We start from the raw sequence: 18,610 nt of genomic DNA on the forward strand, positions 1-18,610 counted from the left end.
TCCTTTCAGATGCGCTGTCGTTCAGGCGGCGTCCACGGCGGACAGGAGCCTGTTTTCAAGGATGTCGTGGAGGGCGGAGATCAGGTTGGCGTACCAGAAGCGCCCCGCCACGGTGAGGTCGGCAATGCCGTCGGAAAGGGTAAGAAGGCCGGCCGCCTCCCATTGGGTGACGAGGGGCGCCAGGAAGGCCGCGGTTCCCTCTCCGGCAAGGCTATCCAGCGCGGCCATGTCGAGGCGGCCGGCCTCGAAGCTTGCCGTGACGAGGTTGCGCAGCGGCTGGAGATCATCGGCCATGGCAAGGAGGCCGATGGGCTTGCGGCCGGCGCGAACGCTCTCGGTATAGTGCGCAAGGTCGCTCGCGAGCCCGTAGCTGGCGCGGCCGATGGAGCCGCCGGCACCCGCGCCGAAGGAGAGGCAATCGGCCCCCTCCTTGATGAGGAGATTGTAGAGGTTCCGCTCGCGCGTTGTGCGGGCCCAATGGTTGTTGCTGATCTGCCGCCAGTTGCGGCGCCGGAAGAAATCCGCGCCTGTGGCGTAGAACTCGCCGATCTCGGCAAGGCCGGGGGCGGCGGGGAATTTTCCGGCGGCTATCGCCGTTGCGAGCGGCGTGCCGGGAATGAGGTTGAGGCCGTAGAGGTCGATCCCGTCCGGACCGAGAGCGGTCGCCGTCTCGAGATCCTGTCGCCAGACCTCCGGCGTCTGGCCGGGCAATCCATAGAGAAGGTCGATCACCAGCGCCGCGCGGTCGCGGTCGCGCAGGGCTTCAAGGAAGGCGATCGCCTCCTGGCGGCTCGCGCGCCGCCCCTGCCGGCGGCGCACCGCCGTGTCGAAACTCTGGACGCCGATGGAAAAGCGATTGGCGCCCGCCTCCAGGCAGGCGTCGATCTTCTCCGCGTCGAAATGGATGATGCGCCCCTCGACGGTGATCTCGCAATCGGCGGCAAGCGGAAGCGCGGCCCTCACGGTTTCGATGATGTGGGAAAGCTCGGCCGCGCTGAGGGCCGTCGGCGTGCCGCCGCCAAGATAGACGGCGTGGATCGGGCTTTCCTGCAGGGCGGGTGCGGCGGCATCGCGCCGGATTTCCTCGACGAGAAGGTCGGCATAGGCCGCCCCTGCATCCGGAACGTAGGCATTGCGGTAGAAGCCGCAGAACAGGCAATGGTTCGCGCAGAAGGGAACATGGATATAGGCGAGGCGCTTGCCCGGCAGGGTCGGCGCCGCCAGCAGTCCTTGCCATGTGGACTGGATGTCGGCGGAGGCGAGGCGCTGCCTTCCCCGGAACGGCATGACCGCGCTGCGGCGGGAAAATGCGTTGCGCAGCGGGTTCGTGCCGTCTGCATTGGCGAAATACCGTGAGAATTCGCCACCCATCATCAACCCGCCAGCCTCGCCCGTCACCAAATTTCGGGCGGACCTTACGGGAAGGAAAACTTGAGTAATTTGATCCACATCAAATTACTGGAGTTATTTTATCATGTTTTACTGGCGGTGACCGGCGCCGGCCCGTCAGGGCGTGCCGCTATCTTTCTTCCTGTAGAACTCGACAAAGATCCGTCCCGGCGCGGTGAAGGCGACGCGATGAGGGACCTCGGCCTCGATCACGATCGCTTCGCCGGCCTTTGCGCGCTGCTCGCCGTGATGGGGCGGTTCGAGCCGGTAGAGGACTTCGCCCTCGATGACATGAAGCATCGCCCATGTGCCGGCCTTCGTCGTGTGGGCCGATTGCAGTCGGGCGGGCAGCGTCTCAGGGGTGAAGTCCGGGGAGCGGCCGTATGCCTCGAAGCCCTCTGGCATCTGCGCCGGGATGGTTGCCATCTGTTCCTCCATGCGAACCGGGCGGCCTTGCGGTGAAAGAAAATACGGGGGGCCGCAGGCGCGACAAAATAGTCCTTGTCGTCCCGTCTTAAAAGATACATTCTGAATATATCTTTTCGGAGGGCGACATCATGCAGGAAATCGAAACCGTCTTCAGGCGGGAAAGGGCAGGGTCTTTCGAGCGCGCGGAGCGCCTCGAAATCATGTTCGCCGTCGTCAGCCAGGGACTTGGCAATTGCCCGGGCTGGTTCGTCACCGCCGTCGAGGATTGTGAGCGATCTGGCGGCGGGCCTTCGGACCATGGCCGGCGTGCCGCGGGCAGGAAGGCGTGAGCATCATGTCACGCGATTTCAAGGGCCTCGCCTCTCTCGAAGCGCTCGTGCGCGACGACTACGACCGCTGCCATCCGGGCGAGACGTTCGACGACATGCGTCGGCGCGCTTCCTTCTCCAAGGAGGATCGTTGCCTCTACCGGGACTGGCTCGCGGTCGCGGCGGCCCGGGCGGCCGATCTCGCGGAAGCCGAAATTCCGGTTGCCGCGGAATGAACCCTGACGAATGACGGAGGCACACATGGATTTTCCCGATTTCTTCGACCGCGTCCCCGCCATTACGCTGCGCGAGCCTTTGGCGGCGTTTTTCGGCGCATCGGCGGGCGGCACCATCACCTATCGCTATGCCGATGCGGTAAAGCTCGCCGGGCATTCCTGCCCGACCGTTGCCGGCGCCTACCTGATGATCCGCAAGGGTCTCGCCCGGCTCTATGGCGACGACATGCCCGAGCGCGGCAATATCGAAGTCCATATGCGTGATGCGCGCGATGACGGCACGACCGGCGTCGTCGCGGCGATCGCGACGCTGCTGACCGGCGCCGCGCCCGAGACCGGCTTCGGCGGCATCGGAATGAACCGCCGCTTCGCGCGCCGCGATCTCCTGCGGTTCGATGCGCCCATACGCGGCCTCATGGCGTTGCGCCGGCGCGATACCGGCAGCGGCGTCGTTCTCGACCTCGACACCGCCCCGGTGCCGCCGGCAACGGGGATTCGGGCACTCTTTCCGAAGGTCGCGGCAGGAACGGCGGACGTGGACGAAGAGGCCATGTTCGCGGCGCTCTGGCAGGAGCGGGTGGCACGCATGCTGCTGGAGCACGCCGACGATCCCGAACTCGTCCATGTCCGCCCGTGGGAGTTCGCCGGCTAGCGCCTGCCGCCGGATCGGCCCCTTTCTTGACGTTCCGCAAATCCGGCCTTTCGCAACCGTGCTAGACGATCGGTCAGGGAACGCAGAATTCGCAAGGAGAGGGAGACATCATGACGGATCCGGTTCTACTCGTCCTCACGGCCGTTGCAGCGGCACTTTCGGTCCACACGATCATTGCCCGGCGGATGGGGCGCACCGTCGCGGCGGCAATCGGCCTTTCGGCGATGGCCTTCCTCGCGGTGCCCGCGGAGGCGCAGACCCACGATCACGCCGCCCAGCCGGCAAGCGGACAGGCGTCCGGCGGGGATGCCGGCCAGCAGCGGGCCGATCCGGCGCTCGGCACGAGCTACCACAGCGCCACCACCTTCACCCTCAGGACCGGCATCGCGGCCGGCCGCATGGTCTATATCGGCGTCGGCGGCGATATCGACGGGCAGGTCAATCCCGATCTGATGGTGCACGAAGGCGAGATCGTGCAGATCAACCTCATCAACGGTGAAGGCGCCGAGCACGACGTGGTCATCGACCAGTATGCGGCGCGTTCCTCCGTCGTCGTCGGCAAGAACGCCTCGTCCACCTTCTCCTTCACGGCGAATAAGGTCGGCGAATTCGCCTATTTCTGCTCCATCGCCGGCCACAGGCTTGCCGGCATGGAAGGCCTCCTGCGCGTCATGCCGGGCGCCCGCGAGACGATGGACATGGATGCGGCGGACATCGTGCATGATCCTGCCGACCTGCCGGGGCCGATCGGCTCGCGGCCGGCCCAGGTGGTGCGCGTCGATTTCGAGACGGTCGAGCTGAAGGGCCGGCTCGACGACGGCACGACCTATGTCTACTGGACGTTCAACGGCAAGGTGCCGGGGCCCTTCGTGCGCGTTCGCGTCGGCGACACCGTCGAGGTCCACCTGAAGAACGCGTCCGACAGCGTAATGATGCATTCGGTCGATTTCCATGCGGCGACCGGCCCGGGCGGCGGAGCGGACTTCACCCAGACCGCGCCGGGCGAAGAAAGCGTCGTCACCTTCCAGGCGCTGAAACCGGGCATCTACGTCTATCATTGCGCCACGCCCAGCGTCGCGCATCACATCACCAGCGGCATGTACGGCATGATCCTGGTCGAGCCCGAGGGCGGCCTGCCGCAGGTCGACCGCGAGTTCTACGTCATGCAGGGCGAGCTCTACACGGTCGAGCCCTTCGGTACGAAGGGCGACATGGAGATGGACTACGACAAGCTGTCCTCCGAACGGCCGGAATATTTCCTCTTCAACGGGGCCGTCGGAGCGCTGACGAAATCGCATCCGCTCTATGCCAATGCCGGCGACACTGTGCGCATCTTCTTCGGCGTCGGCGGGCCGAACTACACTTCGTCCTTCCACGTCATCGGCGAGATATTCGACCACGTCTATGCCTTCGGCAGCGTGACCACGCCGCCGACGACGAACGTGCAGACCGTCACCGTGCCGCCGGGCGGTGCCACGATCGTCGACTTCAAGATCGATCGCGGCGGGCACTATGTGCTGGTCGACCACGCATTGTCGCGTGCCGAGCGCGGGCTTGCGGGGTATCTCATCGTCGACGGTCCCGAGAACGACGCCACGATGCACGCCGGCCCCGCCGACCAGGGCGCAGAATAGGACCGGCAGGAAGACGCCCGCGGGGAAATCTCCCGCGGGCGTCTGGCGGTCCGTCTTCCCGGTTTCAACCCGCTTCCGTTTCCATGAGCCGGTCGATCCGGGCCCGAACCCTTGCGATGCCTTCCGGAATGTTGGCGCCCGGGATCGACGAATAGCCCATCCGGAAATAGCGGCAGCTCCGGTTGTTCTGCGGAAAGAACGGTGAGCCGGATTCGACGAGCACGCCGTCCTGCCGCAACTCCCGCACGAGGCGGTCGGCGTCGAGGCCTTCCGGCCCCTCCATCCAGAACGACGTGCCGCCGAAGTCGCAGGAGCCGGCGATCGTCAGGCCTTCCCGCCGCAACGCATCGCCCATCAGCACGTGGCGCTTGTGGTATTCGGTGCGCATGCGGTGCAGCACGGCATCGTAGTGGCCCAGCGCCAGGAAATAGGCGGCGGTGCGCTGGAGGTGCCCGGGCGGATGGCGCAGCATCAGCGAGCGCAGGGCCCGCGCCTCGCGGATGAACGGGGCGGGCGCGACGAGATAGCCGAGCCGCAGGCCGGGAAATAGCGATTTCGAGAAGCTGCCGATATAGAGCACGCGCCCCGTGGCGTCGAAGGCCTTCAGGGCCGGCGAGGGCGGGGCGAGATAGCTGATCTCGAACTCGTAGTCGTCCTCGACGATCACGAAGTCCTTCTCCTCCGCCGCCTCCAGCAGCCGCGCGCGCCGGTCGATGGGCATGGTTGCGCCCGTCGGCGAATGATGGCTCGGCGTGACGAAGACGGCATCGACGTTTTCCGGCAACGCATCCGGCGGCAAGCCCTCGCCATCCACGTCGATGGCCGTCACCTTCGCGCCGCTGAGGAAAAGCGATGCGCTGATATCGGGATGGCAGGGGTTCTCGCAGACGGCGCTCGAGCCCTTTTCGAGGATCAGCCGCGTCGCGATCCAGAGCGCGTTCTGCGCGCCCACGGTGACGAGGATCTCGTCCGGATTGGCGTGGATGCCGCGCCGCGGCAGCGTGCGCGAGCAGATGTAGTTGACGAGCCGCACGTCGTCGGCCGCGGCGAAGTCGCTTGCCATCAGGATGAAGTCCTCGCGCGCCAATGCCCGGCGCGCGCAGTCGCGCCAGGCATTGAGGTCGAAGAGCGAGGGATCCATCTGGCCATAGAGGAAGGGATAGGGATAACGCCGCCAGTCGAGCGGCTTGGGGATCTGCCGCACGACGCCGAAGCTCATCTTGATCTTGCTGCTCCAGTCGACCGGATCGGAGCCGGCCGACGGGCGGTCGTTGTCGAGCGCCTTGCCGGGTGCGTTGCCGGATATGCGGTAGGAGCTGCGGTTGGCGACCTCCACATAGCCCTGGGAGACGAGCTCCTGATAGGCAAGCGTGACCGTGATGCGCGAGATGTTGAGATAGTCGGCGAGCTTGCGGGTGGAGGGCAGGTGCGCGCCCGGCTGGATGCGCCCGGCGAGCACCGCCGAGACTACCGTCTCGCGCAATTGGGCCTGCAGGCCGAGCCCACTTTCCCGGTCGATGAAGAAGATCGTCTCGGATACGTTGGTGCGCACGAAATCCGCTCCAGGCCAAATGATCTGGATTTATTCAACTTCCAAACTGGGTATAACGCAAGCGGGGCACCGCATTTATCACTTTTGTCAAGAAGACCGGGGCAACCGGCTCAAGCACCAATCGATGAGGAGGAACGATGATGCTTTCAAGACAATTCAAACGCCTGGCCGCCGCCACCAGCTTCGTGGCCGGCCTTGCCGTGTCAGGCATGGCTTACGCAGAAACCAGCCTCGTGGTCGGTTACCAGCAGATCGTCGGCCCGTTCGTGGCCGCCATCGCCGACGGCCGCTTCGATGCGGCCGCCAAGGAGGCCGGCTACAAGATCGACTGGCGCCAGTTCTCGTCGGCAGGCGACATCACGACGGCACTTGCCTCCGGCGACGTGCCGATCGGCGTGATCGGCTCGACCGGCACGGCCGCGGCCGCAACCCGCGGCGTCGACCTGCAGCTCTTCTGGATCCTCGACAATATCGGCAAGTCGGAGGCGCTGGTTGCTCGCGACGGCTCCGGCATCGAGAAGCCGGAAGACCTCAAGGGCAAGAAGGTCGCCGTGCCCTTCGTGTCCACCTCGCACTTCCATCTGCTCGTGGGTCTCAATTCCGTCTGGAAGATCGATCCGCGCGAGGTGGAAATCCTCAACCTGAAGCCGCCGCAGATCGTCGCGGCCTGGCAGCGCGGCGATATCGATGCCGCCTATGTCTGGCCGCCGGCGCTCTCGGAAATCCAGAAGACGGGCAAGACGATCTCCGATTCCGAGGTCATCGGCGCGGCGAGCGTTCCCACCTTCGACGGCCTTGTCGTCGACAAGAGCTGGGCGGCGGAAAACCCCAAGCTCATGGAGGCCTTCACCAAGGTTCTCGCCCAGTCCTATGCGGACTACAATGCCGACAAGGCGGCCTGGACGGCGGACTCTTCCCAGGTCCAGGGCATCGTCAAGCTGATCGGCGGCGACGGCCCGAGCACGGTCGAGGCGCTGGAGCTCCTGTCCTTCCCGAATGCGGACGAACAGGCCTCCGATACCTGGCTCGGCGGCGGCGCGACCCGGGCGCTCAACGAAAGCGCACGGTTCCTCGTCGAGCAGAAGCAGATCAGCAAGGCGCTCGACGACTACGCGCCCTTCGTGAATGCAGACTTCGCCAAGGCGGCCGCAAAGTAAAAGGCGCCCGCCGGATGCGCCGGCCGTGGGAGCGGCCGGTGCGTGCGTCATCGCTTACAGACCGTGACCGGGGTGCAGGGAGGCATTTCTCATGGAAACACTTAGCGTCAGGAATATCAGTCTGACCTATCCGGGCCTTTACTCGGACCAGGCGGTGATCGCCCTGAAGGGGGTCAATCTGACCATCAGGAGCGGCGATTTCGTCGTCGCGCTCGGCGCTTCGGGCTGCGGGAAGACGACGCTGCTCAACCTGATGGCAGGCTTCATGGCCCCCTCGGAAGGCGACATCACGCTCGGCAATCATCAGGTCATCGGCCCCGGCGCCGAGCGCGGCGTGGTTTTCCAGAAGCACGCCCTGCTGCCCTGGCTCAACGTCATCGAGAACACCGAATTCGGCCTGAAGCTGCGCGGCGTCGACAAGGCGACGCGGCGGGAGCTGGCCACCAAGAACCTCGCCCTCGTGGGGCTTCAGGATTTCCACCGCCACATGATCTACCATCTTTCGGGCGGCATGCAGCAACGCGTGGGCATCGCGCGGGCGCTGACCTGCGATCCCGCCATGCTGCTGATGGACGAGCCGATGGCCGCGCTCGACGCCCTGACGCGCGAGACCATCCAGGAACTGCTCCTGAAGGTGTGGCAGCTCACCAACAAGATGTTCTTCTTCATCACCCACAGCGTGGAGGAAGCGCTGTTCCTCGGCTCGCGGCTCATCGTCATGTCGCCGCGCCCCGGCCGCATCACCCATACCTACGAGCTCGACTTCAACCGCCGCTTCCTTGCCGAGGGCAATGCCCGGGCGATCAAGTCGAGCCCGGAATTCATCCGCATGCGCGAGGAAGTGCTCGGCATCATCTATGGCGACGAACGTGAATCCGGCAACCCGGAGGTGGCCCATGCTTGAGAGAGTGAACAGGACCCGTTCGGTCAGGCCCGGCAAGATCTTCGGCGCCCCCGGCGACGGGAACAGCGGCTTCATCAGCCTCCTTACAGCCCTCGTGCTCGTCGCGCTCTGGTTCCTCGTGACGGAATCCGGCTGGGTCAAACCGCTGTTCCTGCCTTCTCCGCTCGCGGTCTGGGACAAGTTCATGCTGGCACTGACGGAGGGGGTCTCGAACTCCACGCTGACGCAGCATACCCTCGCCAGCCTCACCCGCGTCTTCGGGGCCTTCCTGCTGGCGCTGGTGACGGCGGTGCCGATCGGCATCCTGATGGGGGTCAACCGCATCGTGCGCGGTCTCTTCGATCCGATCATCGAATTCTACCGCCCGCTGCCGCCGCTCGCCTACCTGCCGCTCGTCATCATCTGGCTCGGCATCGGCGAATTCCCGAAGGTGTTCCTCATCTATCTGGCGATCTTCGCGCCGATGGCGATCGCCGCAAGGGCAGGGGTGCGTTCGGTCTCCACGGAGCAGATCCATGCGGCCTATGCGATGGGCGCCACCCGCGGCCAGGTCATCGGCCAGGTGATCATGAAGGCGGCCCTGCCGGAAATCTTCACCGGCATGCGCATCGGCATCGGCGTCGGCTGGACGACGCTGGTGGCGGCCGAAATGGTCGCGGCGAACCGAGGCCTCGGCTTCATGGTCCTCAACGCGGCCGAGAACCTCGAAAGCGACACGGTGATCATGGGCATCTTCATCATCGGCATCTTCGCCTTCGCCTTCGACCTTCTGATCCGCTACCTCGAAAAGGTGCTGATCCCCTGGAAGGGGCGCATCTAGCCCGGCAACCGACCCGACACTCCATTCGCATCCGGCCTGGCGGCCTTTGAAGACGGCGTTTCCCGTCGACGGCGAAGCCATGCCTTTCGACACCAAAGGACAGGACCATGACACTCTCTGCAACCGATCTCAAAAGTCTGTTCGATGCCTTCAACCGGCATGACATCGACGGGGTCATGCGCTTCTTCGCGGAGGATTGCATCTTCAACGCCGTCGGCGGGCCGGAGGTCTACGGCACGCGGATCACCGGGCGAGCGGCGATCGCGGAGGCGTTCAGCAGCGTGTGGACGGCGATGCCGGATGCCGAATGGGGCGACCACAGCCACTTCGTCGACGGCGACCGGGGGGTCTCGGAATGGACCTTCTCCGGCACGGCCGCCGACGGCAGCCGCGTCGTGGCGGAGGGCTGCGACCTCTTCACCTTCCGCGACGGAAAGATCGTCCGCAAGCAGGCCTTCCGGAAGAACCGGCCGGTCCTGCCGCCGCGCTACTAGGTTGGGAGCAAGGCCATGCAGCAGCACACCACCTCCCTCAAGGCCGGCCGGGAACCGTTCGATCCCGCCTACGATCCCGAACATGCCGCAAGCCCCGGCACCGGCAAGGACTATGCGCCCACCTACTGGATCGGCACCGCCGGTCCCGAGCCGGAGGACGACGGGCCGGTGACGGGCGACATGGATGTCGACGTCGCCATCATCGGCTCGGGCTATACCGGCCTTTCCTGCGCCATCCACCTTGCCCGCGAGCACGGCATCAAGGCGACGGTGCTGGAGGCGAACGGCGTCGCCTGGGGATGCAGCACCCGCAACGGCGGGCAGGCGCAGATTTCCGCCGGCCGCCTGAAGCGCTCGCAATGGATCGCCCGCTGGGGCGTCGACGTCGCCCGCAAGCTGCATGCCGAGATATCCGAGGGCTTCGACCTCTTCCGCTCGCTTATCCGCGAGCCGGAGATCGACTGCGACCCGCAGGACGGCGGGCACCTCTACATCGCCCACCGCGACAAGGTCCTGCCGGCGCTCGAAAGCGAGGTGCGCGTCCTCAACGATACCTTCGGCTACCGCGCCCGCATGGTCTCGCGCGGCGAGGTCCACAGCGACTTCGTTCGCGACGAGGAGGCGCGCGGTGCGATGTACGAGCCGGACGGCATGGGCATCCACGCCGCCAAGCTTGCCTTCGGCTACCTGAAGCTCGCCCGCCGCCTCGGCGCGAAGGTGCATACGTCGAGCCCCGTGCTCGATTGCAAGGCGAAGGGCGGCATGCACTACCTGACGACGCCGGGCGGAACGGTGCGCGCCCGCATCGTCTGCATCGCGACGGCCGGCTACACCTCCGCCGGGATGAGCGCGCTGACCAGCCGGCGGCTGATGCCGATCCTGTCGAACTCGGTCGTCACGCGGGTGCTGACGGACGGCGAGCGCGACGCGCTGAACTTCAAGGCGCGCATTCCGCTCACCGACACACGCACGCTGCGCCACTACTACCGCATGCTGCCCGACGGACGCGTGCAGATCGGCAGCCGCAGCGCCATCACCGGGCGCGACGCGCCCAACCCGAAGCACCTGGCGCTGCTGCTGGAGGGCCTCTACCGGAAGTTCCCGGTCCTGCGCGGCATCGAGATCGACTATTCCTGGTGGGGCTGGGTGGATGTCAGCCACGACATGATGCCCCGCATCTTCCAGCCGGACCCGTCCCAGAAGCTGTTCTACGCCATGGGCTATGGCGGCAACGGCGTCATGTACTCGGCCCAGGCCGGACGGCGCATGGCGCAGATGGTCGCCGGCAAGGGCGCCGGGCTCGACCTTCCCATCTTCACCTCGCCGCTGCCGAGCCACGGCCTCCTAACGCCGTTCCGCCGGCTCGGCCAATGGGGGATGTACCGCTGGTACTACCTCCGCGACGAAATCCTCTGACCGCCCGAAACACCGATCAATTCCGCAAGGAAAGGAAGCAGCCATGAAAATGACCACCGAGGAAGCCTTCGTCAAAGTTCTCCAGATGCATGGGCTCGAACATGCCTTCGGCATCATCGGCTCGGCCATGATGCCGGTGTCGGACCTCTTCCCAAAGGCCGGCATCACGTTCTGGGACTGCGCCCACGAGACCAATGCCGGCATGATGGCGGACGGCTTCAGCCGCGCGACCGGCACCATGTCCATCGCCATCGGCCAGAACGGCCCGGGCGTCACCGGCTTCATCACCGCCATCAAGACCGCCTACTGGAACCACACGCCGCTCCTCATGGTCACGCCCCAGGCGGCCAACAAGACCATCGGGCAGGGCGGCTTCCAGGAAGTCGACCAGATGGCGATGTTCAAGGAGATGGTCTGCTACCAGGAAGAGGTGCGCGATCCCTCGCGCATTCCCGAAGTGCTGAACCGCGTCATCGAGAAGGCCTGGCGCGGCTGCGCCCCGGCGCAGATCAATATCCCGCGCGACTACTGGACCCAGGTGATCGACGTCGACCTGCCGGCCATCGTGCGCTTCGAGCGCCCGTCCGGCGGCCCGCAGGCGATCGCCGAGGCGGCAAAGCTCCTCTCGGAAGCGAAGTTCCCGGTCATCCTCAACGGCGCCGGCGTCGTCATCGGCGGTGCCATCGGTGAATCCATGGCGCTCGCCGAACGGCTCGATGCCCCGGTCTGCTGCGGCTACCAGCACAACGACGCCTTCCCCGGCAGCCATCGCCTGTCGGTCGGCCCGCTCGGCTACAACGGCTCGAAGGCGGCGATGGAGCTCATCTCCCGCGCCGACGTGGTGCTGGCGCTCGGCACCCGGCTCAATCCGTTCTCGACGCTGCCCGGCTACGGCATCGACTACTGGCCCAAGAACGCCGCGATCATCCAGGTCGACATCAACCCGGACCGCATCGGTCTCACCAAGAAGGTGACCGTCGGTATCTGCGGCGACGCCAGGCAGGTCGCCAGCCAGATCCTCGAGCAGCTTTCGCCCTCGGCGGGCGATGCCGGCCGCGAGGAGCGCAAGGCGGCGGTCCACCAGACTCGCTCGGCCTGGCAGCAGCAGCTCTCGTCGATGGACCACGAGGACGACGACCCGGGCACCGAATGGAACGAGGGCGCGCGCAACCGCGAGCCGAACCGCATGTCGCCGCGCCAGGCCTGGCGGGCGATCCAGGCGGCGCTGCCGAAGGAGGCGATCGTCTCCACCGACATCGGCAACAACTGCGCCATCGGCAACGCCTACCCGACCTTCGAGGAGGGGCGCAAATACCTCGCGCCGGGCATGTTCGGTCCCTGCGGCTACGGCTTCCCCTCCATCGTCGGTGCGAAGATCGGCTGCCCGGACGTGCCGGTGGTCGGCTTTGCCGGCGACGGCGCCTTCGGCATCTCGATGAACGAAATGGGTTCCATCGGCCGCAAGGGCTGGCCGGCGATCACCATGGTGATCTTCCGCAACTACCAGTGGGGTGCGGAAAAGCGCAACACGACGCTCTGGTATTCCAACAACTTCGTCGGCACGGAGCTGAACCCGAACCTCAGCTACGCGAAGGTCGCCGAGGGCTGCGGCCTGAAGGGCGTCGCCGTCGACACGCCCGCCGGCCTCACCGAGGCGCTCTCCACCGCGATCGAGGACCAGAAACGCGGCGTGACGACCTTCGTGGAGGTCATCCTCAACCAGGAGCTCGGCGAGCCCTTCCGGCGCGATGCGATGAAGAAGCCGGTGCCGGTCGCCGGCATCGATCCCGCCGACATGCGCCCGCAGCAGCGCGCCTGATTTCCCAAGACGCGACGCCCGCCCGGACGACCGGGCGGGCAAGGCTTCCCCACGCGACCGGAACGACATGATGACCTTCGCCGCTTCTGTCCAAGACCGTTTCCGGGGCGTGCCCTCGGGATTCTTCACCTATTGGCCGGGTTTCGCGGTGGCCGCCGCCGTGGCGGTCGCCGCGCAGTTCCTCTCCGATCACTACGGCGCGCCGGCCATGCTGATGGCGCTGCTGCTCGGCATCGCCTTCCATTTCCTCTCGGAGGAGGGGCGCTGCGTCGCCGGCATCGATTTCTGCGCCAAGAAGGTGCTGCGGATCGGCGTGGCGCTGCTCGGCATGCGCATCAGCGTCGATCTTCTGATCGGGCTCGGCGCCAGCACCATCCTGCTGCTCGTCTCGGCCATCGCCGCCACCATCGGCTTCGGCCTGATCGCGGCGCGGCTGCTCGGCCGCGGCTGGCGGCTGGCGCTGCTGACCAGCGGCTCCGTCGCCATCTGCGGCGCCTCTGCCGCCATGGCGATTGCCGCCGTGCTGCCGAAGAACGAGTTCTCCGAGCGCAACCTCATTTTCACCGTGCTCTCGGTCACGGTGCTCTCCACCCTCGCCATGATCGCCTACCCGATTCTCGCCCAGACGCTGGGGCTTGACGCACGGGCGACCGGTATCTTCTTCGGCGGCACGATCCACGACGTGGCGCAGGTCGTCGGCGCCGGCTTTTCCGTGTCGCCCGAGGCGGGCGAGACGGCGACGCTTGTCAAGCTCATCCGCGTCACCACGCTGGCGCCGGTGGTGCTCATCTTCTCGCTTGTCCTGCGCAACGTGCCGCAGCCGGAAGGCGAGACGGGCAAGCGCCCGCCACTGCTGCCGGGCTTCGTCGTCGCCTTCCTCATCTTCGCCGCGCTCAACTCCTTCGGCCTCATCCCGGAAATGGCGGCCAAGGCCGGCACGGAAGCTTCGCGCTGGGCGCTGCTTGCCGGCATCGTCGCGGTCGGCATGCGCACCTCGCTCCGCCGCGTGCTGGATGTCGGGGGCGACGCCGTCGCGCTCGTCGTGGCCGAGACCGTCTTCATCGGCCTCTTCATTCTTGTCGGCATCCACTATCTGGGGCATGCGTGATGAAGCCGCTGGATCGCATTCTCGAAACCGCGAAGGCTGCTCCCCGCCATATCGTTCTTGCCGAAGGCGAGGACCCGCGCATCGTCGAGGGTGCCGTGCGTGCGTCGCGCGCCGGCATCGCCCGCATCACCCTCGTCGGCGACCGCAAGGCGGTGGAGGCGCGGCTTGCCGCCGCGGGCGCGGAACCGGGCGAGATCCGCGTCGAGGATCCGGCGTCCTCGCCGCTGACGCCGGGCTTTGCCGCTGCCTACCACGCGCTGCGCCGGAGCAAGGGTGTCGACGACGCCGCTGCGGGCGTAGCCGTCCGCTCGCCGCTCGTCTTTTCCGCCATGATGGTGCGGGAAGGCGAGGCGGATGGAACGGTCGGCGGGGCGGTCGCCACCACCGCCGATACGGTGCGCGCCGCGCTCCAGGTGATCGGCCGTGCGCCGGACGCCGGCCTCGTGTCGAGCTTCTTCCTGATGATGCTCTGCGCCTCGCACCATGTGAAGAAGGGCGCCTTCGTCTTCGCCGATTGCGGGCTGGTGGTCGATCCCGATGCGGCCGGCCTTGCCGATATCGCCATCATGTCGGCGCGCTCCTACGAGGCGCTCGCCGGCAAGCCGGCGAAGGTGGCGATGCTCTCCTTCTCGACGGCCGGCAGCGCCGCCCACGAGCGCGTCTCCAAGGTGGTGGAGGCGACGCGCCTTGCCCATGCGGCGGCTCCCGACCTCGTCATCGACGGGGAATTGCAGTTCGACACCGCCTTCGTCGAGGCCGTCAGTGCCGCCAAGGCGCCGCAATCGGCCCTGCACGGCGAAGCGAACGTCTTCGTCTTTCCCAATCTCGATGCGGCGAACATCGGCTACAAGATCGCCCAGCGCATCGGCGGCGCGACGGCCATCGGCCCCATATTGCAGGGCCTTGCAAAACCCGCCAACGACCTCTCGCGCGGCTGCAACGCCGACGATGTCTTCCATATGATCGCCGTCACGGTCGTCCAGGCGGCGAGCGGGTGAGGGCCTAATACCCTGGGGTTATTGGCTTGCGGGCCATCTTCCCCGACCCTTCACGCCGTCATTCGGAGGAGGGGATCATGACACAAACAATCAAACTCGACCGGACTCTTGGCCTGTGGTCCGTGGTGCTGTTCGGGCTGGCCTACATGACGCCGATGATCGTGTTCGGCACGTTCGGCGCCCTTGCGTCGGCGAGCGACGGCACGACGGCAATGGCCTATTTCATCGCGGCGCTCGCGATCTTCCTGACGGCGGTAAGCTACGGCATCATGGCCAAGGTCTACCCGGTCGCCGGGTCTGCCTATACCTATGCCCGCAAATCGCTCAACCCCGGCGCGGGCTTCCTCGTCGGCTGGGCGGTGCTGCTCGACTACTTCTTCCTGCCGATGGTCATCTGGCTGATCGGCGCGGCCTACCTGACCTCGGCCTTCCCGTCCGTGCCGGCCTGGCTGTGGATCGTCGGCTTCATCGTTTTGACGACGGCGGTGAACGTCATCGGCATCGCCTTTGCCAACCGGGTCAACATCGTGCTGATGCTGGTGCAGCTCACGGTGCTGGTCGTCTTCGTCGCGCTTGCCGCCCGCTATGTCGTCGCCATCAACGGGACCGGTGGCCTTGCCTCCGTGCGGCCGTTCTTCGACGCCTCGGTGCCGTTCGGCGCGTCCGTCGCAGGCGCCGCCATCGCGGCCTATTCGTTCCTCGGCTTCGACGCCGTCTCGACGCTGACGGAGGAGACGCGCGAGCCGACCCGCACCATGCCGCGGGCGATCATGATCATCGCGGTGATCGGCGGCCTCATCTTCACGGGCGCGGCCTATATCACGCAGCTTGCCCATCCGGGCGGCGAATTCGCCTCGGTCGATGCGGCCGCGTCGGAAATCGCGCTGATGATCGGCGGCGATCTCTTCGTGACGATCTTCCTGGCAACGCTCGTGGTGGCGCAGTTCACCTCCGGCCTTGCCGCGCAGGCCAGCGTCGGCCGGCTGCTCTTCGCCATGGGCCGCGACGGCGTGCTGCCGGCCGGTATCTTCGGCAAGCTGCATGAGAAATGGCGCACGCCCGTTCTCAACCTCGTGCTCGTCGGCATCGTCGGCCTGCTGGCGCTGACGCTCGATGTGACGACCTCGACGTCCTTCATCAACTTCGGCGCGTTCCTCGCCTTCACCGCAGTCAATGTCTCGGTGATCGCACTCTATTTCAAGGGCAATGCGATCGTACGCCCGCTCGGGCCGGTCCTTGCGCTCGCCGTTCCGGCGGCCGGCGCGGTCTGCGACCTCTTCCTTCTGTGGAACCTCGACGGGAACGCCAAGCTTCTCGGCATCGTGTGGCTGGCGGTCGGCGTGGTCTATCTTGCCTATCTCACCCGCTTCTTCCGGCTTGCGCCGCCGGAAATGGAGTTCGCCGAATGATCAGCGCCGGCTGAGGAACAGATGGAACAGCTCCGCCTGGCTGGAAATGGTGAGCTTGGCATAGGCCTGGCGGCGGTGGACCTTCACGGTGTTGGGCGAAAGGCCGAGCGTCGCGGCGATGGAATAGGTCGAGTGACCCTTGAGGATGAGGGTCACGATCTCCAGCTCCCGCTTGGAAAGCAGCGGGTGGCTGATCGTCGCGGCGGCATCCTCGCCTCCGGCCGGATCGAGCCGGGCATGCCAGTGCCGTTCGGCAAGCGCGCGCACGACGGGCGCTGCACTTTCGAGGCAGACGATGTCGCGGCGCGAGAAGGCCGGCACCTCGCCCATGCGCGAAAGCGACAGCACCGCATCGGCATCCCTCAACTTCAGCACGAAGCCGATCTCGTCGACAATGCCCGTCGCCTGGTAGTGGCGGCGGTAATATTCCGTCTCGGCGAAGCGGTCGGGTGCGAGTTTGCGCATGATGAGCATGCCGCCGGGCGGCGGATTGCGGACGGCATCGTAGAAGGGATCGAGGATATAGGCGCCGGCGAGATAGTGGTCGACGATGGTGGTGCGGTCGCCGACGATGCGCTCGTTGTCGAGGTCGAAGGCCTTGCCGCCGGGCGCATAGGCAAAGCCGTTCATCATCTCGAAGGACACGAGCTGCCTCAGCGCGCGCTCCAGCGCCGCGGGAAAGCCGCTTTCGCCGAGCAGCGATACGGCCGCGGCAAGCCCCGCATTCCACTGGTCGATATAGCCGCCCGCCCCGTCCGAACCTGCCGCCACGTTCCTTCCCCTCTTCCTTTCGAAAAGACCTAGCACGGAGTCCGCGACCATGCAGACTGTTTCTCACACGCCAGCGCCCGCCCGTCCGCTCGACCTGCCTGCCACGCAGATCGCCGACGGCATCCGCTCCGGCGCGTTTCCGGCCGAGGCTGTCGTCGCCGAATCGCTCCGGCGCGCGAAGGCGGTGAACGGAACGCTGAACGCCTTCACGCTGCTTCGCGAGGAGGCGGCGCTTGCGGCGGCGCGGGAGGCGGACCGGCGCGTGGCGCGCGGCGGCGACCTGCCCGCGCTCCTCGGCGTGCCCTTCGCCGCCAAGGACCTGACGCCGACGAAGGGCGACCTGACGACGCTCGGCTCCTGGACGAGCGGTAACCGGGTCCCGGACGAAAGCGCCCTCTGTATCTCACGGCTGGAGGCTGCGGGCGCGATCCTCATCGGCAAGACGACGACGCCGGAATTCGCCCATTCCAGCTTCACGGCAAGCCCGCGCTGGGGCATCACCCGCAATCCCTGGAACGCCGCGCGCACCAGCGGCGGCTCGTCGGGCGGTTCGGCGGTCGCCGTCGCCACAGGCGTCGTGCCCTTCGCCGAGGGCACGGACATGGGCGGCTCCGTGCGCATCCCCGCCGCATTCACCGGCATCGTCGGCCTGAAGCCGAGCCTCGGTCGTATTCCCATGACGATCCTGCCCAGCGTCTTCGACAACATCTCCCATTTCGGCCCGCTGGCCCGCTCGGTCGGCGATGCCGTGGCGTTCATGACGGCGACGGCCGGCCCGGACGATGCGGATATTTCCTCGCTGCCGCTCTCCTTCGAGGCAGGGAAGGCGGCGGCAAGCCCGCTTGCGGGGCGGCGCTTCGCGTTCTCCCTCGATCTCGGCTACTACAGCGTGGAGCCTGCGGTGCGCGGACGCATCCTTGCGGCGGTCGAGGCGTTGCGTACCGCCGGGGCGGTCGTCGAGCCGGTGGAGATCGGCTGGACGCGGGCCGTCAACGACCGGTGGTACGATCTGTGGTGCGTCTTCATGGCCGCGTTCTTCGGCGAGACGCTGGAGGACCATCGCGCGCGCATGGATCCGATCGTCGTCGAGCTGATCGAGCGCGGCCGGACGCTCGATGCCGCCAGTTACAAGAAGGTGGAACTGCTCCGCACGGCGATGTGGCGCGACCTTGCCGCCATCTTCTCCCGCTATGACGCGCTGCTTTGCCCGACCTGCGCCGTCACCGCGCCCCCGGCCGAAGCGGACGACAACGACTATGTCGCGGACCTGCCCGACGGCCGCTTCGGCGGGCTGGACATGACCTGTCCGTTCAACCTTCTGCCGCAATGCCCGGCTTTGTCGTTGCCGGCGGGTCTGGGCGAGGACGGCCTGCCCGTCGGGCTGCAGATCGTCGGCCGGCGCTACGCCGACGAGGCGGTCCTGTCGCTGGGCGGTGCCGTCGAGGAGACGCTTCGCACGGCGGGCCTTGCACCGGGCCGGCCGGCGGGGTGGGACTGGGGCGGCCTCTAGGCGA

The 18,610-nt window shown here is 66.7% G+C and carries 18 protein-coding genes; 14 read left to right on the forward strand and 4 right to left on the reverse strand.

Going from position 1 to position 18,610, the window contains the following annotated elements; all coding sequences use genetic code 11:
• Nucleotides 1-21: 21 nt before the first annotated feature.
• Together hutW and ACZ5TO_RS19315 are read right to left on the reverse strand one after the other, a co-directional pair.
• A complete protein-coding gene (gene hutW / locus ACZ5TO_RS19310) occupies nucleotides 22-1,398 on the reverse strand; it encodes a heme anaerobic degradation radical SAM methyltransferase ChuW/HutW (RefSeq protein ID WP_464800860.1) in 1,377 nt (458 codons plus the stop codon).
• Nucleotides 1,399-1,506: 108 nt separating this feature from the next.
• Complete coding sequence (locus ACZ5TO_RS19315) at nucleotides 1,507-1,815, reverse strand: TehB family protein (protein WP_464800861.1); 309 nt, start codon at nucleotides 1,813-1,815, stop codon at nucleotides 1,507-1,509.
• Between the two features lie 131 nt (nucleotides 1,816-1,946).
• On the opposite strand from ACZ5TO_RS19315, the gene ACZ5TO_RS19320 reads away from it, so the two are divergent.
• The 4 genes from ACZ5TO_RS19320 (at nucleotide 1,947) to nirK (ending at nucleotide 4,648) form a co-directional block, all read left to right on the forward strand.
• Complete coding sequence (locus tag ACZ5TO_RS19320) at nucleotides 1,947-2,147, forward strand: hypothetical protein (protein WP_464800862.1); 201 nt, start codon at nucleotides 1,947-1,949, stop codon at nucleotides 2,145-2,147.
• 5 nt (nucleotides 2,148-2,152) lie between these two features.
• Complete coding sequence (locus ACZ5TO_RS19325; protein ID WP_464800863.1) at nucleotides 2,153-2,362, forward strand: hypothetical protein; 210 nt, start codon at nucleotides 2,153-2,155, stop codon at nucleotides 2,360-2,362.
• 10 nt (nucleotides 2,363-2,372) lie between these two features.
• Nucleotides 2,373-3,014, forward strand: coding sequence for a hypothetical protein (locus ACZ5TO_RS19330; RefSeq protein ID WP_464800864.1), 642 nt, complete (start codon nucleotides 2,373-2,375; stop codon nucleotides 3,012-3,014).
• 110 nt (nucleotides 3,015-3,124) lie between these two features.
• Nucleotides 3,125-4,648 (forward strand): copper-containing nitrite reductase, encoded by a 1,524-nt coding sequence (gene nirK, locus ACZ5TO_RS19335; protein ID WP_464800865.1) that lies wholly within the window; start codon nucleotides 3,125-3,127, stop codon nucleotides 4,646-4,648.
• Between the two features lie 64 nt (nucleotides 4,649-4,712).
• On the opposite strand, the gene pdxR is transcribed toward nirK, so the two are convergent.
• Nucleotides 4,713-6,200, reverse strand: a complete 1,488-nt coding sequence (gene pdxR / locus ACZ5TO_RS19340) for a MocR-like pyridoxine biosynthesis transcription factor PdxR (RefSeq protein ID WP_464800866.1) — start codon at nucleotides 6,198-6,200, stop codon at nucleotides 4,713-4,715.
• Between the two features lie 137 nt (nucleotides 6,201-6,337).
• Here pdxR and tauA point away from each other — a divergent pair, with 137 nt between their 5' ends.
• The 9 genes from tauA (at nucleotide 6,338) to ACZ5TO_RS19385 (ending at nucleotide 16,325) form a co-directional block, all read left to right on the forward strand.
• Entirely contained in the window at nucleotides 6,338-7,357 is a 1,020-nt protein-coding gene (gene tauA / locus ACZ5TO_RS19345; protein ID WP_464800867.1) for a taurine ABC transporter substrate-binding protein, read from the forward strand.
• A 91-nt stretch (nucleotides 7,358-7,448) separates the two neighbouring features.
• A complete protein-coding gene (locus tag ACZ5TO_RS19350; RefSeq protein WP_464800868.1) occupies nucleotides 7,449-8,261 on the forward strand; it encodes a taurine ABC transporter ATP-binding protein in 813 nt (270 codons plus the stop codon).
• Nucleotides 8,254-9,081, forward strand: coding sequence for an ABC transporter permease subunit (locus ACZ5TO_RS19355; protein ID WP_184141141.1), 828 nt, complete (start codon nucleotides 8,254-8,256; stop codon nucleotides 9,079-9,081). Before ACZ5TO_RS19350 ends, ACZ5TO_RS19355 begins: the two co-directional genes overlap by 8 nt.
• A gap of 107 nt (nucleotides 9,082-9,188) precedes the next feature.
• Complete coding sequence (locus ACZ5TO_RS19360) at nucleotides 9,189-9,575, forward strand: nuclear transport factor 2 family protein (RefSeq protein ID WP_464800869.1); 387 nt, start codon at nucleotides 9,189-9,191, stop codon at nucleotides 9,573-9,575.
• 15 nt (nucleotides 9,576-9,590) lie between these two features.
• Nucleotides 9,591-10,991, forward strand: coding sequence for an NAD(P)/FAD-dependent oxidoreductase (locus ACZ5TO_RS19365; protein ID WP_464800870.1), 1,401 nt, complete (start codon nucleotides 9,591-9,593; stop codon nucleotides 10,989-10,991).
• Between the two features lie 43 nt (nucleotides 10,992-11,034).
• On the forward strand, nucleotides 11,035-12,810 hold the full coding sequence (gene xsc / locus ACZ5TO_RS19370; protein WP_464800871.1) for a sulfoacetaldehyde acetyltransferase: 1,776 nt from the start codon (nucleotides 11,035-11,037) through the stop codon (nucleotides 12,808-12,810).
• A gap of 70 nt (nucleotides 12,811-12,880) precedes the next feature.
• On the forward strand, nucleotides 12,881-13,918 hold the full coding sequence (locus ACZ5TO_RS19375; RefSeq protein ID WP_464800997.1) for a YeiH family protein: 1,038 nt from the start codon (nucleotides 12,881-12,883) through the stop codon (nucleotides 13,916-13,918).
• Nucleotides 13,918-14,916: a phosphate acetyltransferase gene (gene pta / locus ACZ5TO_RS19380; RefSeq protein ID WP_464800872.1), complete on the forward strand. Its 999-nt coding sequence runs from the start codon at nucleotides 13,918-13,920 to the stop codon at nucleotides 14,914-14,916. Before ACZ5TO_RS19375 ends, pta begins: the two co-directional genes overlap by 1 nt.
• 77 nt (nucleotides 14,917-14,993) lie before the next feature.
• The gene (locus tag ACZ5TO_RS19385; protein WP_464800873.1) at nucleotides 14,994-16,325 is read left to right on the forward strand and encodes an APC family permease; all 1,332 of its coding nucleotides are present in this window, start codon (nucleotides 14,994-14,996) and stop codon (nucleotides 16,323-16,325) included.
• Here the strand turns inward: ACZ5TO_RS19385 and ACZ5TO_RS19390 are convergent, their stop codons facing one another.
• On the reverse strand, nucleotides 16,326-17,096 hold the full coding sequence (locus ACZ5TO_RS19390; RefSeq protein WP_464800874.1) for a helix-turn-helix transcriptional regulator: 771 nt from the start codon (nucleotides 17,094-17,096) through the stop codon (nucleotides 16,326-16,328).
• Nucleotides 17,097-17,145: 49 nt separating this feature from the next.
• On the opposite strand from ACZ5TO_RS19390, the gene ACZ5TO_RS19395 reads away from it, so the two are divergent.
• The gene (locus ACZ5TO_RS19395) at nucleotides 17,146-18,606 is read left to right on the forward strand and encodes an amidase (protein ID WP_464800875.1); all 1,461 of its coding nucleotides are present in this window, start codon (nucleotides 17,146-17,148) and stop codon (nucleotides 18,604-18,606) included.
• Nucleotides 18,607-18,610: the final 4 nt, after the last annotated feature.

This window comes from Shinella sp. Sh6 (assembly GCF_055392685.1).